The 12,922-nt window shown below is 39.9% G+C and carries 11 protein-coding genes; 9 read left to right on the forward strand and 2 right to left on the reverse strand.

The features are described from left to right. Positions 1-15 precede the first annotated feature (15 nt). Positions 16-867, reverse strand: a complete 852-nt coding sequence (locus BV902_RS15320) for an AraC family transcriptional regulator (protein ID WP_075992680.1) — start codon at positions 865-867, stop codon at positions 16-18. A 390-nt stretch (positions 868-1,257) separates the two neighbouring features. On the opposite strand from BV902_RS15320, the gene BV902_RS15325 reads away from it, so the two are divergent. From BV902_RS15325 to BV902_RS15335, 3 genes are read left to right on the forward strand one after another with little or no spacing between them, the layout of a single operon-like run. After that, positions 1,258-1,872 carry a hypothetical protein gene (locus tag BV902_RS15325; protein WP_075992681.1) on the forward strand — a complete coding sequence of 205 codons (615 nt, stop codon included), beginning with the start codon at positions 1,258-1,260 and terminating at the stop codon, positions 1,870-1,872. A gap of 14 nt (positions 1,873-1,886) precedes the next feature. Beyond that, entirely contained in the window at positions 1,887-2,240 is a 354-nt protein-coding gene (locus BV902_RS15330; RefSeq protein ID WP_075992682.1) for a hypothetical protein, read from the forward strand. Positions 2,241-2,245: 5 nt separating this feature from the next. Next, positions 2,246-3,421 (forward strand): oxygenase MpaB family protein, encoded by a 1,176-nt coding sequence (locus tag BV902_RS15335; RefSeq protein ID WP_075994811.1) that lies wholly within the window; start codon positions 2,246-2,248, stop codon positions 3,419-3,421. On the opposite strand, the gene recR is transcribed toward BV902_RS15335, so the two are convergent. After that, positions 3,418-4,032: a recombination mediator RecR gene (gene recR, locus BV902_RS15340; RefSeq protein WP_075992683.1), complete on the reverse strand. Its 615-nt coding sequence runs from the start codon at positions 4,030-4,032 to the stop codon at positions 3,418-3,420. The two genes, BV902_RS15335 and recR, sit on opposite strands and share 4 nt — an antisense overlap. Before the next feature lie 115 nt (positions 4,033-4,147). Between recR and BV902_RS15345 the strand changes: the two genes are divergently transcribed. The 6 genes from BV902_RS15345 (at position 4,148) to BV902_RS15370 (ending at position 12,897) form a co-directional block, all read left to right on the forward strand. Then, the gene (locus tag BV902_RS15345; protein ID WP_075994812.1) at positions 4,148-4,852 is read left to right on the forward strand and encodes a TIGR00730 family Rossman fold protein; all 705 of its coding nucleotides are present in this window, start codon (positions 4,148-4,150) and stop codon (positions 4,850-4,852) included. Positions 4,853-5,064: 212 nt separating this feature from the next. Next, entirely contained in the window at positions 5,065-5,622 is a 558-nt protein-coding gene (locus BV902_RS15350; RefSeq protein WP_075992684.1) for an RNA polymerase sigma-70 factor, read from the forward strand. A gap of 68 nt (positions 5,623-5,690) precedes the next feature. Then, positions 5,691-6,830 (forward strand): FecR family protein, encoded by a 1,140-nt coding sequence (locus BV902_RS15355; RefSeq protein WP_075992685.1) that lies wholly within the window; start codon positions 5,691-5,693, stop codon positions 6,828-6,830. A 35-nt stretch (positions 6,831-6,865) separates the two neighbouring features. Next, a complete protein-coding gene (locus BV902_RS15360) occupies positions 6,866-10,138 on the forward strand; it encodes a TonB-dependent receptor (protein ID WP_075992686.1) in 3,273 nt (1,090 codons plus the stop codon). An 18-nt stretch (positions 10,139-10,156) separates the two neighbouring features. Then, positions 10,157-11,707 (forward strand): RagB/SusD family nutrient uptake outer membrane protein, encoded by a 1,551-nt coding sequence (locus tag BV902_RS15365; protein WP_075992687.1) that lies wholly within the window; start codon positions 10,157-10,159, stop codon positions 11,705-11,707. A gap of 68 nt (positions 11,708-11,775) precedes the next feature. After that, complete coding sequence (locus BV902_RS15370; protein ID WP_075992688.1) at positions 11,776-12,897, forward strand: acyltransferase family protein; 1,122 nt, start codon at positions 11,776-11,778, stop codon at positions 12,895-12,897. The last annotated feature ends 25 nt before the right edge of the window (positions 12,898-12,922 follow it).

Genomic DNA, 12,922 nt, shown 5'->3' on the forward strand with positions numbered 1-12,922 from the left:
CAGCTTATGTAGATATTATGGCTGCGCTTTAAACTGGCTTGGCGTCATATTCGTATGACTTTTAAAAAACTTGCTAAAGCTTGCATTATCGTAAAACCCTAAATCAAAGACAATAGCTTTGATCGTTTTATCCGAAATTTTAAGCAACCGCTTTGCTTCCAGTAACACACGTTCCTGAATCAAAAATGAAGCTGATTTCTGTAAAACCCGATTACTTAACACATTCAGATAATTTGCCGAAATATTTAGCTTCTCGGCATAAAAAGCGACTGATTTTTCACTTTTATACCATTCATCGATAAGCTGCACAAATTTTGCCATAATTGGATTAGCCTGATATTGTTCATAATCATCATAATTATCCTGAACGATCTTGCTGATCAGAAGCGTAATTACTTTGACCCGTGCGTAAATCAATTCCCATAGGATCTCACCATCCTGTAAATCATTTGCAATTGCCTTGAATTCTGTCAATAACGACTGAAAATTGGTCGTTGAAAGATCAATGACCAAATGCTTAAGATAATAAGAAATAGGAAATCGCAACGCAGGTAATAAACTTTCGAACCAATGTCTGCTGATCATGAGCTGCAGCGCATAGGTAGGATCAGCCATCTGCCACTGATGTACCTGTCCCGGAAAAACCAGATGTAGCTGATTTGCGCCTAGTACAAAACGGTCAAAATCTATTGTATGTGTACCTACAGACTCCTGGAATAATAAAAGGATAAAAAAATCGTGTTTGTGCGGTTCACTAATTTCTCTAGGGCCAATGAGTTCATGAAAAAGTAAATCGCGGTCAGCGATAATCCCTTCCTGGAATTTCTGCAGGTCTAATATTGGAAAATGGTCGTTGGGTTGATACATAAACAGTATTCCAAAGATAGTATCTAAATATTAAAACAAAAAACAAAAGCTAGTGAGAGCTGGTAACAATGCTAAAAATTACGACTAACTTATGACCAACTTCGTCATGTAAGCACAGTGAGTCCACAGTAAGTCCACGTTGAGTCCACCTTTTTAAGTGCATTTACTATGGATGCATCGTACAGACATACTGCTTACAGTCCGAAGTTGGTTACTTGTAGTCCATAATTTGTTCAAATGAAACTCTTATTGTTTGGACTCCTTGTATAAAAGAAAATTGTTACGATTATAACTATTGTTTAATATAAAAAAATGTTACTTTAACGCGGTTGCCAGGGTGTCAAGGGATATTGAATGCCGACGCCCCCATATCTAATTTAAAATCGAGAAATGCAAATCGAAATCGGTCGTATATTTTATGAAATAGTTCCCTGGAATAAAGATTATATCCAAATTTCGGGTAGTTCATCACCCTATCGTGTACATGCTCCGGCACATTGCGATGTTGCTTTCCTTAAAGAATACATCAAGTTAAACCCGCCAGAAAGTAAATCGGAAGGTATATCCTATTCCTATCTAGAAAATCCCTACTACCTATTTGGAAAACCTTATTTGGTCAAAATCTATCCTTCCACAACGCTAGCAACCGTTGAACTGACAGCTACAAGTATATGTGTATATCAAAAGAAGAGCACGAATACATTGAAATTACTGCACAAATGGAGTCAGGAATTACTCTATCATGAAATAATCAAGCAGATTGCTTATTGGGAAGAACAGTTGGATATATATGATGTAGCTACAGTAACCATCCATAACTTATCCAAAAACGATTTTAGAATCGTTGAAGGTGGATTTCATTTTTCAAATCGACTCATTGATTTCGAAAAAGAACACATCAATCTAATTATTCTAAAGGCTTTCTGTAAATTTGCTCATAAGACGCGAAAAGAAACAGAAGCAATCTTCAGTTTATATATTCCAAACTGGAGAGATCTTTATTAGTACAGCATAATAAGATGACAGAAATTAACATCAGAATCCAACTAAAGAAAGACGATCTAATCATACCATTCAGCAATCAAGATCTTATACCATTCATCGCCAAACATCAGCAAGAAATCAATGATTACGTTATCGAGCAATTGGAAGATAAAGATGGCGCACCGCATTTAAGTGACTTTAGCATAAGTGGATTAACTTTTTATACAAATAGTACCGAAGGTTCATTTAGACTTCATTTTAAAATTGATCGTCAATTTTGCTGCAGTGATCTCTCATCGTGTCAAATGGATTATATAGACTTTAAGTTTAATAAATCAAATATTAGTATCACACTAACTGGAAGTTATACCGTTTGGACAATTCAATAAAAGATATGCGAGTACCCGAACGTTATCAAGTTAATACAAGTTCATTTTCTTTTTATTGGTCGAAGGGTCTTGGTGTCGAATTGCTTCGCAAATTGCCGACGAAACTTTCCCTCGCTGCTGCCGATCAATTTACTCCTTTACTCTATCAATTTGACAATAGCTGCGACCAACTTGTCGAGCAGCTACACCTAAAAATTGGTTTCCATCAAGGTCAACAACTGCTTAAAGATGCACTTGCAGGCAAGCCTATTGATGCAGCATACGAACATGTATTGCTGAATTTTTTAAATACATTAGATCTCAGCCCTTCTTGGTTAGATTGGGATAAAATAGAACAAGGCATTGGGCTCAGTCAACGTTCTGGTTTATCAGGACTTATTGTGTTACGGGATTATGTCCTCATGGGGGGCTATGAATCCAGTGCGATCAATAAACCCTTAATCTTTACAGGTGCGTTAAAAAAAGGGGCTGTCAAACGACTCACCGAAACGGTAACCTTTTGGGTGGATATCACAGGCGATGATGCACTGAAAAAGGGTAATATCGGCATAGAGGCCATTCTACTCACCCGGTGTATCCATTCGTATGCGCGATTAAACATCCTAAAGCACGGTCAGTGGCAAACAGAAAAATGGGGTATTCCATTAAATATGTGGGATATGCTTGCAACCAATCTCGGATTTTCTCTTGTTTACCTAACAGGACTAAAACGCATGAAATTCAATGTATTGAAAAACGAGGTTGAAGGTTTATTCCATGTCTGGAAATTTATCGGAACATTGCTGGGTATTCCATTGCAACTTCTCCCCGACACAGAGGAGCAAGCCATTGAAGCTTTGTATTATTGGACCATGACACAACAATCAGGAGATCAGGATAGTTTAGCTTTAGCAAAATCACTCATGGAAGAGCCCATTAAAGCGGCCTACCCCACAAACAAATGGGGACGAAAGCTCATGCGCGAAATTCACCTCTACTACAATCATTATCTATTGGGCGACTATTCGTGTTCACTATTGGGTTTAAAGAAGACGGTACTCGGTAAAATTGCTTATGTGAATATCTTAAAAAATAAAAAAGCAAATCGTATGGTTACCGACAGCTTATGGCGACAACAACAAATTGAAAAAGGAAGAAAAGTACACGAAGGCGTGAAACAAATCTATCTTAAATACAATTAACCAACGTTGCGCTCGTAAGGCACCCGTGTCGCAATGGAGCGTCCCAGGGTTAGCTCATCGACATATTCCAACTCGCCACCAAAGGCAATACCGCGGGCAATCGTTGTAATTTTTACATCAAATTCACGCAATTTACGGTATAAATAAAAAATGGTGGTATCCCCTTCCATTGTTGCTGAAAGGGCCAAAATAACTTCTTCTACCTCACCTCTCTGGATTCGGTTAATTAACCCTTCGATTTTTAAATCAGCAGGGCCAATACCATCCATAGGCGAAATTAATCCTCCCAATACATGATATACACCTTGATAGGAATTTGTATTTTCGATGGCCATCACGTCTCGCGTGTCTTCTACAACACAGATCAAATTTTTATCGCGTTTGAATGAGGCGCATATCTCACATATATTGTGGTCAGAAATATTGAAACATTCTTGGCAATATTGAATATCTTCTTTCAAGCGATCGATAGAGGCCGTAAAACGCGCTACATCTGCATCGGATTGCTTCAACAGATGCAAAACCAGTCTTAATGCCGTCTTTTGTCCCACGCCAGGTAATTTTCCAAATTCGGCAACTGCGTTCTCGAGAAGTTTAGAAGAAAAATTCATAATGCAAATGTAAGAATAATCAGAAAAAGTAGCTAGTATTAAAAAAATAGCTATATTGTATTCCTTTTTGAAAAATTAGGTTTTAGAAATTAAATGTATAACGTTATATATGGACATTACAAAAGAAGATAAAATTATCCGCGCATTTGAAAACAAAACATGGCAGGAAATTAAAGTAAAGGACTCTTGGCAGATTTTTAAAGTGATGTCAGAGTTTGTGGATGGGTTTGAGAAATTGGCGAAAATTGGCCCCTGTGTTTCAATATTTGGATCAGCACGTACCCCACGCGAACACAAATATTATCAAATGGCGGTAGATATTGCTAGCTTATTGACGGAACGCGGTTATGGTATTATCTCTGGTGGTGGACCGGGTATTATGGAGGCAGCCAATAAGGGCGCCTACGAATCTGGAGGGAAGTCTGTTGGTCTAAACATTGAATTGCCATTCGAGCAATTTCACAACAAATATATTGACCGCGACAAATTGCTTGAATTTAAATACTTTTTCGTCAGAAAGGTCATGTTTATGAAGTATTCTCAAGGGTATATTGTTATGCCTGGAGGTTTCGGAACCATGGACGAACTTTTTGAAGCAATCACACTGATTCAAACCGGTAAAATTGCACGTTTTCCAATCGTATTGGTCGGCTCTGAATATTGGAAAGGATTAATAGACTGGGTTCAAAATACGATGATTTCAAACAAATATATCAGTGAAGAGGATTTAAAACTATTTCGAATTGTGGATACGGCCGAGGAAGCAGCTGATCATATTTTCCGATTCTACGATAAATACTTGTTGAAGCCAAACTTCTAAGAAGTACTTCTTAAAAAAAGGAGTATCTGTTGATTCAGATACTCCTTTTTTTTGTCTATTCGAAGCTGCTATCCTTTGTAAAATATGCGTTTAGCTGCTTAAAGCCAGCTTTTATATATTAAAGTTGCATTATTCATAATTTAGTCCCTACATTTATAGCGCAATTAGCATTTCACGTCGTATAACCATAGAAAAACAAATTATTGTCTTGCATGAAAGATTTTGGAGGCCATTCAGATGAAGAGTTGATCGTGTTGATTCAACAAGACGATAGCTTAGCTTTCGAAGCTTTGTATGATCGCTATTGGAAAACGCTTTATTACCAGGCTGCCCGCAAAACAAATTCACTGGAAGATGCGCAGGAAATTGTACAAAATATCTTTACTTCACTTTGGCTGAGACGCCATCAACTCCAAATCAAAAGCAATCTCGCCTCCTACCTCGCTGTGGCCGTTAAATACAAAGTATTTAAATATCTCGCACAACAATACAAACAGAAAGCTTTTAAGCATGATACGGAATGGGTGGATTTTGATAACTCGACGGAAAATTGGCTCCAGTTTGAAGAGCTTCGTGTTCGGCTAGATCAGCTTGTTTCGGAACTGCCTGAAAAATGCCAGCTTGTTTTCAAATTATCCCGCGAGGAGGGCCTCTCCTACAAACAGATCGCTGAAAGCATGAACATCTCTGTGAAAACTGTCGAAACCCAATTAAGCCGTGCTTTAAAAAAAATACGCACTGGTATTCAGCGCTTTCTGATTACTTTGTAATTTTTTTTTCTCTTCTTGTCAGGGTATCAGCCCGATTTAGGGACTCTACATATAAATAACCCCTAAATATGGTTGATCATAATCAATTCCGGATAAAGCAATTGGCTTATAAATGGCTTCAAGGCACATGTACCCCTGAAGAAGAGGCCGAACTGCAACAATGGTATGAAACAAGTAATGGCGAACCTCTCCCTATCCCCGAGGAGCTCGCAACGGATGAACAACAACTCAAAGAGCTGTTATTCTTAAATATAAAGCAGGAAATCCAAGCGTCAAAAATCAAGCGAATTCCACAATGGGTGAAATTGGGTGGAATAGCTGCTGCTTTAGCACTGTTATTTATATTCCCCCTTTACCTTGTTAAAAGAACAACCGGAGATACCCCACAGGTAGCCGTGAAGACGCAACAGCAAGTTCATCCGGGCATTAAAGCAGCCGTATTAACTTTAGCCGACGGAACTAAAATTGACCTTTCTGCCCACCAACAGAGCGTTCTTCATCAGGATGAACAGGTGAAAATTGTTACAACTGCTTCCGGAACCGTGCAATATCAATTTACAGCCAGTAAGAATACTGCTGCTAGCCGAACCAATACCATTGAAACGCCGATTGGAACAGAATATACGATCATTTTGGCCGATGGCAGTAAGGTATGGCTAAACGCTGGCTCCGTGCTGACATTTCCTGAATCTTTTGCGTCAAATAGCCGTGAAGTAAAATTATCTGGTGAAGCCTATTTTGAAGTCAGCCACGATAGTAAGCGACCATTCTATGTGCGATCGAATGAACAAACCATTCGCGTATTCGGAACACATTTTAATGTAAGCTCCTATCCAAATGAAAACAATAAAACCACACTTATAGCGGGCTCTGTACAAGTCTCGCAATTCGGCAAGTCAAAAATGCTGAAACCTGGTCAAGCAGCATTTACCACAGGCGGGAATCTTATCGTAGCAGAAGCCAATATCGAAGAGGCAATGGCCTGGAAAAATGGCTTTTTCTATTTTGAATCGACACCAATAAAAGATGCACTCGCCGCCATAAAACGCTGGTATAATGTAGATATTGTCTATAAAGGAACAAATGAAAAGCGTGAACTGACAGGAAAAATAAAACGTAATTCAACGGCCCAGCAACTGGTTGAGACCCTCAACTTCCTGGATATAAAATGTCGATTGCAAAACAATAAAATTGAAGTTGAACTCTAAATTATTTAATATAAAACAAACTTACCCAACTAATTATGTATAAACTTAAAACCATCCAAGGGGCTGGTAAAAAGGCAAAACTATTTGCTGCTTTACTTGCGATCCAATGCGTTTCCCATGCAAATAATTTGGCGATGGCGAATGTAAACCAAACTAAAATCAAGTTACAAGACAAGGAATACACTTTGGCTAAGTTTGCTAAAGAGATCGAACGTCAGAGTTCTTATGTGTTTCTGTACGATAACTCACAGATTAATGATAACCAAAAAATCCGAATAAACCATAAAGATGGTTCTATTGTTGAAATTCTGGATGACAACCTAAAAGAGCTATCGTATTCTTATAAAATTGTCAACAACACCATTGTCCTAAAAAGGAAAACAGATGATATGCCCTTAAGAAACACGATCAATGTGCAACAGCTTGTCAAAGGACGCGTTTCCGATAGCGATGGTAAAGCATTAACAGGGGTCACAATCCGCAATACAACAACAGGTAAACAAACGGAAACAGACAGTAAAGGTGAATTCTCGATTGAAGCGACCCCTACACATCAACTCAGCTTTAGTTCGATAGGTTATGAGACTATCAGTAGTACGGTAGGCTCCAATAGCTTCCTCAACGTGCAGATGAAAACTGCCAACAACCAACTGGAACAGATCGTTGTGGTCGGTTTTGGAACACAGAAGAAAAAGGACATCACGGGAGCCATTGCAACCATGAGCACAAAAGATATTGAAGATCGCCCTGTGACCCAATTGGCGAGTGCCATGGAAGGTAAGATGGCGGGGGTAGAAATTGTAAAATCCTCCGGACAACCGCAAGCTGGCTTCTCCATTCGTGTTCGTGGAACTTCAACAATCACTGCAGGTAGCAATCCATTATACATTGTAGATGGCGTTCCTACCGAAAATATATCGGAGCTCAATCCATCAGATATTCAAAGCATTTCGGTATTAAAAGATGCTGCTTCTGCCGCTGTCTATGGATCTTCTGGAGCCAATGGCGTTGTGTTGATTACGACCAAAAGAGGAACAAACGGTAAGACACAGGTAAATTTCGAAACCTATCAAGGATTTTCAGCCATCAGAAAAAAGCCTAGCGTTCTAAATGCGGCACAGTATAGAGAATTAATGACTGAGGTGGGAGAAGCCTTGGATTGGTCGAAATATACCGCTGATACGAACTGGCCAGATCAGCTATTCCGCACCGGCCACAGCCAAAAATACCAGGCTTCAGTACGCGGTGGAGATGAAAAGACAGGGTTTTACATTTCTGGATCTTATCAAAAAGATAATGGCACGGTCATCACAAATACAGTAAACAAGGTCAATTTTAAGGTTAATTTGGATCATCAGATCAATAAAATCTTTAAAGTTGGAACAAGCTTATCTTACAACCGTTGGTACGATGTGGACATTAACGAGAACTCCCGAAATGGAGTCATCATGAATGCTTACCTGGGCTCTCCAGTCATCGGCATATACGGTGACAAGGGGGCTTTCACAGTAGATCCATTCTATACGGATCTTGACAACCCCGTTGCATTGGCAACAGGCAACGAGCACAGCTATATCAACAACAGATTTACAGGAAATGCCTTTGTGGAGGCTAATATCCTACCGGGACTAAAATTCAAATCGCTGTTTGGGTATGAGAAATTTAACAACCAGTATCGCACTTTTGTGGATCCGTTCCGCACGACAGAGGGTAGAAAATATAAAGGGATGGCGACGCTCCAGCAGCAGGACAATCAGTATTGGATGTCCGAAAATACATTAAACTATGACAGAACTTTTAGTGACAAGCACCACTTCACAGGTTTATTAGGTTATATTACCACTAAAACACAAACAACAATCTCAAATATTGCTACCCAGAATTTTGCTAATCCAGCGATTCACACCGTCAATGGAGGTTCGATGATTACGGCGATGCCAACAGCGATAGATGCTGCTGTATCCACTGTCTCCGGCATTGCAAAAATCGGTTATGATTATAACGACAAGTACTTATTTACAGCCAATCTGAGAGCTGACGCGTCATCTGTATTTGGGCCTAATAACCGTTGGGGGTACTTCCCTTCTTTCTCTGCCGGCTGGCGTTTATCCAATGAAGATTTCTTTAGTTCGCTGAAAAATACAGTAAACGATTTGAAAATCCGCGCTAGTTGGGGTAAGGTTGGAAATAGCCAAATCCCGGCCTTTTCCTATCTTGGTTTAGTTGACGTCACGGGATCGTACAATATCGGCGATCAGGTTGTACCGGGGTATACACCTTCTACCTTGGACAACCCCAATCTAAAATGGGAAACAACAAACCAGACCGACATTGGTGTGGATGCCAGTTTCTTTAATTCCAGATTGATATTTGGTGCAGATTATTATGCAAAAAAAACTGTAGGCCTACTTCTCAACTCAAGAGTTCCGTATAGTTCCGGTTATAGAACTGCGCTGAAAAACCTCGGCGACCTACAGAATAGAGGTTTCGAATTCGAATTGAGTAGCCGAAATTTCGTTCACGATTTCAAATGGAATACAACAGTCACCTTTGGGCTCAATCGCAATAAAGTACTGAATATTGATGGCGGAACCTACTATGACGGAAATATTGATGGCCGCGGCAATAGTACGATTGCGAAAGAAGGGGTTGCATTGGGATCATTCTGGGGTTACGTCGCGAAAGGTGTCAATCCAGAGACCGGAGATATGATCTATCAGATGGCCGACCCTGAAGCAGGTCTTCAAACGAGTGATATGTCTATCATTGGTAATGCTACACCAAAATTCTCTTATGGCATGACAAATGATTTTAGTTATAAGAACTTCAGCTTTTCTTTTTTCTTACAGGGTGTACAGGGAAATGATATCCTTAATGCGACACGTATTTATACAGAAGGTATGTGGGAACCGAGAAACCAAAGTACTGCCGTGTTAAACAGATGGACAGTCAATAACAAAAATAGTACTATGCCACGTCCGGATCTAAACAATACAGATGACAACTACAATTCACAGATTTCTTCCCGTTTTGTAGAGAAAGGTTCCTACCTCAGGGTAAAATCGATGACTTTGGCCTATACCCTACCTAAACAAGTGCTTGAAAGATGGAAGCTCAATAAGGTCCGTTTTTATGTGACAGGCGAGAATCTGTTAACATTCACAAAATACTCAGGTTTAGATCCTGAGGTAAGCATGTATGGGGGAGCTAACCAGGAAACCGTGAGCTCCAATATGGCGCCGGGCATCGATTTTGGCACTTCGCCGCAGGCACGCACCTTTATTGTTGGTTTAAACCTAACTTTTTAACCTTTTAGCTTACAAACAATGAAATCAAATAGATATACGTCATTAGCCATCGCCTTATTGGCTTCTCTTGCTCTAAATTCCTGCAAAAAGTTTTTAGATCTTCAGCCTACCTCCACGGTAACGAGTGAAAATGCCTATCTCACCGGAGACAATATTGAGAAAGCATTAAACGGGGCCTATAATTCTTTTATAGGCAATGGTACCCGCCCAGGAAGCAATGCCAATTATTATCAATGGGAGATGATTTTACAGACCGATATCCGTTCGGACAATGCGCATGCGGCCGGTGGTGGTGAGATAGACTTTGCACAAATTGACTATAATACCATTACCAATACCAATGACATGGTACGCAGGGATTGGGAAGAACTGTATGGAGCAATCTCAAAATGCAATATCGTTATCGACAATGTTGATAAAGTCACAGATCCTACTTTTTCGGATGAAAGACGCAAACAAATTCTTGGAGAAGCTTCATTTTTAAGAGCCTTCCATTATTATCAATTGGTCAAACTTTATGGTGGTGTACCCTTGGAAAAACACTCCAACAGTACAGATGCCGAAGTATTACGCATCAAGCGATCAACTGTAGAGGAGGTTTATGATTTTATAGATTCGGATCTACAAGTGGCAGCAAACAATCTTCCCGATGGATTTGGACAAGCCTCTATTGACAAGGTTAGAGCTACAAAAGGTGCTGCAAATGCCTTGCTGACCAAGATATGGGCACAACGCCCTGATCGAGATTACAATAAGGTATTGCAATACGCCGATGCAGTGATTACTGGAAAAGGTGGCTATCAGCTCCTTCAAAACTATGCGGATCTTTTTGACGGTAAACATAACTATAACAGTGAATCTATCATAGAGATTCCCTATATCGCCGGCAGTCCCAATCTAAGCTGTTGGGGTGGCGCATTCTTTTTCCCGGATCTTGATGAAAATGGCCAAATCAACGAAAACGAATGGCGCCGGTATGGCACACCTTCGAAAGATCTAGTCGAAGCTTATGACAACGCTGGCGACACTGAACGAAAGAATGCCAACATCTGGTTTTTCTCTGTCCCTTGGGCAGATGAGTTCTGGAACCCTTGTGGAGATGCCGATACAGAAATCCCATTTAATGTAAAGCAAAAACATGCCAACAGCTTCCAAAGTGGCGATCATTTTTACCTTTTGCGGCTTGCGGACATCATTCTGCTTAAAGCAGAGGCTCAAAACGCCTTGGGAAATACTTCTGGTGCGATAAACACCATTAATGTCATACGTCATCGCGCAGGGCTGTCCGATTTATCCGGTGTCAGCTCCAGTGCGCTAAAGGCCATCATTCTCAACGAGCGCCGATTGGAACTTGCTTTCGAAGGTCAACGTTGGGATGATTTAAATCGTTATGGTGTCACGGTAGATGTAATGAATAAACTAAATGAAATAAAATTTACATGCGATAACGGCAAACAGAGCAACCCTACGTTGATTAAGTATAATTTTAACCAAAATAGCCTGCTCCTTCCAATACCATTATTGGAACTGCAGGCAAATCCGAGCCTGACTCAAAATCCAGGCTATTAATTAGACCAAGCATAGGCTGTTCAAAGGATTAATTCCTTGAACAGCCTTTTTTACGAATATACTTTATTATGACTCGTTTTAAATCACTGGATATTTTCCGTGGGTTTACACTCGCGGCTATGATTCTCGTCAATAATCCCGGCAACTATCATCATGTATTTCCTCAACTTGAACACTCCATCTGGCATGGATGTACGTTTACAGATCTTATATTTCCATTTTTCTTATTTGCTGTTGGAAACTCGATGGCATTTTCTTTAAAAAATATAGATCAACAGGCTCCATCAGCCTATTGGCAAAAAGTTGCGAAAAGAACGGGCATCCTTTTTATGCTGGGCATCTTTTTAAATGTTTTTCCTTTTGTTGAATGGAATAGCCTTCACAAGCTGGAATGGATTCCATTTGCCAAGTACAGGTATTTCGGCGTATTGCAACGTATCGCTATCTGTTATTTCAGTTGCGCCATGTTAATATATTATTTTAAAGATAAAGGCACAATTATCATCGGTGTGGCCTTTCTCTTGTTCTATTGGTTGATTTGCTACTATAGTAATCCATCGGATCCCTATAGTTTGGACGGTTGGTTCGGAACAGCACTCGATATCCGAATCTTTGGTGCATCCCATCTCTATCACGGCGAGGGCACAGCATTTGATCCAGAGGATATCTGGAGCGCATTACCGGCCATCAGTCAAACAATATTCGGGTATATTACCGGAAAGTACATTATTCAAAAACTGACAGGAAAAAGGGAGCTGATGAACCTCGTTGTCGTAGGTCTGTCCTTTATCCTTATTGGCTATCTATGGTCATTTGTTTTTCCTATTAATAAGAAGATCTGGACCAGCAGCTACGCCGTATTCAGCACTGGAATTGCACTCTCTTTTCTTGGTATATTAATCTATCTTATCGAATTTCAAAACATCAAAGGGATAATTTACACTGTCCTTGACGATTTCGGTAAGAATACACTATTTATCTATTGTCTTAGCGGCTTAATCCCCACGATTTGTTCTTTTATTCTCATCGGGGATACACATCAAAATCTTTGGAACTTAAGCTACCATTTCCTGTTTGATAGCTGGCAAAACCAACGATTATCGTCCGCCCTATTTGCGCTGCTATTTGTCGCTTTGAATTGGTTGATCGCATATTGCCTACGGAAGAAAAAGATCTATATTAAAATCTAGGTCGAGGTACCGTTGGCTTAAAATA

This window comes from Sphingobacterium sp. B29 (genome assembly GCF_001952815.1).
GTDB lineage: Bacteria > Bacteroidota > Bacteroidia > Sphingobacteriales > Sphingobacteriaceae > Sphingobacterium > Sphingobacterium siyangense.

What these genes read in the sequence shown, in the direction of transcription:
- BV902_RS15320 (WP_075992680.1), bottom strand. Translation starts at nt 867, where the DNA reads ATGTATCAACCCAACGACCATTTTCCAATATTAGACCTGCAGAAATTC.
- BV902_RS15325 (WP_075992681.1), top strand. Translation starts at nt 1,258, where the DNA reads ATGCAAATCGAAATCGGTCGTATATTTTATGAAATAGTTCCCTGGAAT.
- BV902_RS15330 (WP_075992682.1), top strand. Translation starts at nt 1,887, where the DNA reads ATGACAGAAATTAACATCAGAATCCAACTAAAGAAAGACGATCTAATC.
- BV902_RS15335 (WP_075994811.1), top strand. Translation starts at nt 2,246, where the DNA reads ATGCGAGTACCCGAACGTTATCAAGTTAATACAAGTTCATTTTCTTTT.
- recR (WP_075992683.1), bottom strand. Translation starts at nt 4,032, where the DNA reads ATGAATTTTTCTTCTAAACTTCTCGAGAACGCAGTTGCCGAATTTGGA.
- BV902_RS15350 (WP_075992684.1), top strand. Translation starts at nt 5,065, where the DNA reads ATGAAAGATTTTGGAGGCCATTCAGATGAAGAGTTGATCGTGTTGATT.
- BV902_RS15355 (WP_075992685.1), top strand. Translation starts at nt 5,691, where the DNA reads ATGGTTGATCATAATCAATTCCGGATAAAGCAATTGGCTTATAAATGG.
- BV902_RS15360 (WP_075992686.1), top strand. Translation starts at nt 6,866, where the DNA reads ATGTATAAACTTAAAACCATCCAAGGGGCTGGTAAAAAGGCAAAACTA.
- BV902_RS15365 (WP_075992687.1), top strand. Translation starts at nt 10,157, where the DNA reads ATGAAATCAAATAGATATACGTCATTAGCCATCGCCTTATTGGCTTCT.
- BV902_RS15370 (WP_075992688.1), top strand. Translation starts at nt 11,776, where the DNA reads ATGACTCGTTTTAAATCACTGGATATTTTCCGTGGGTTTACACTCGCG.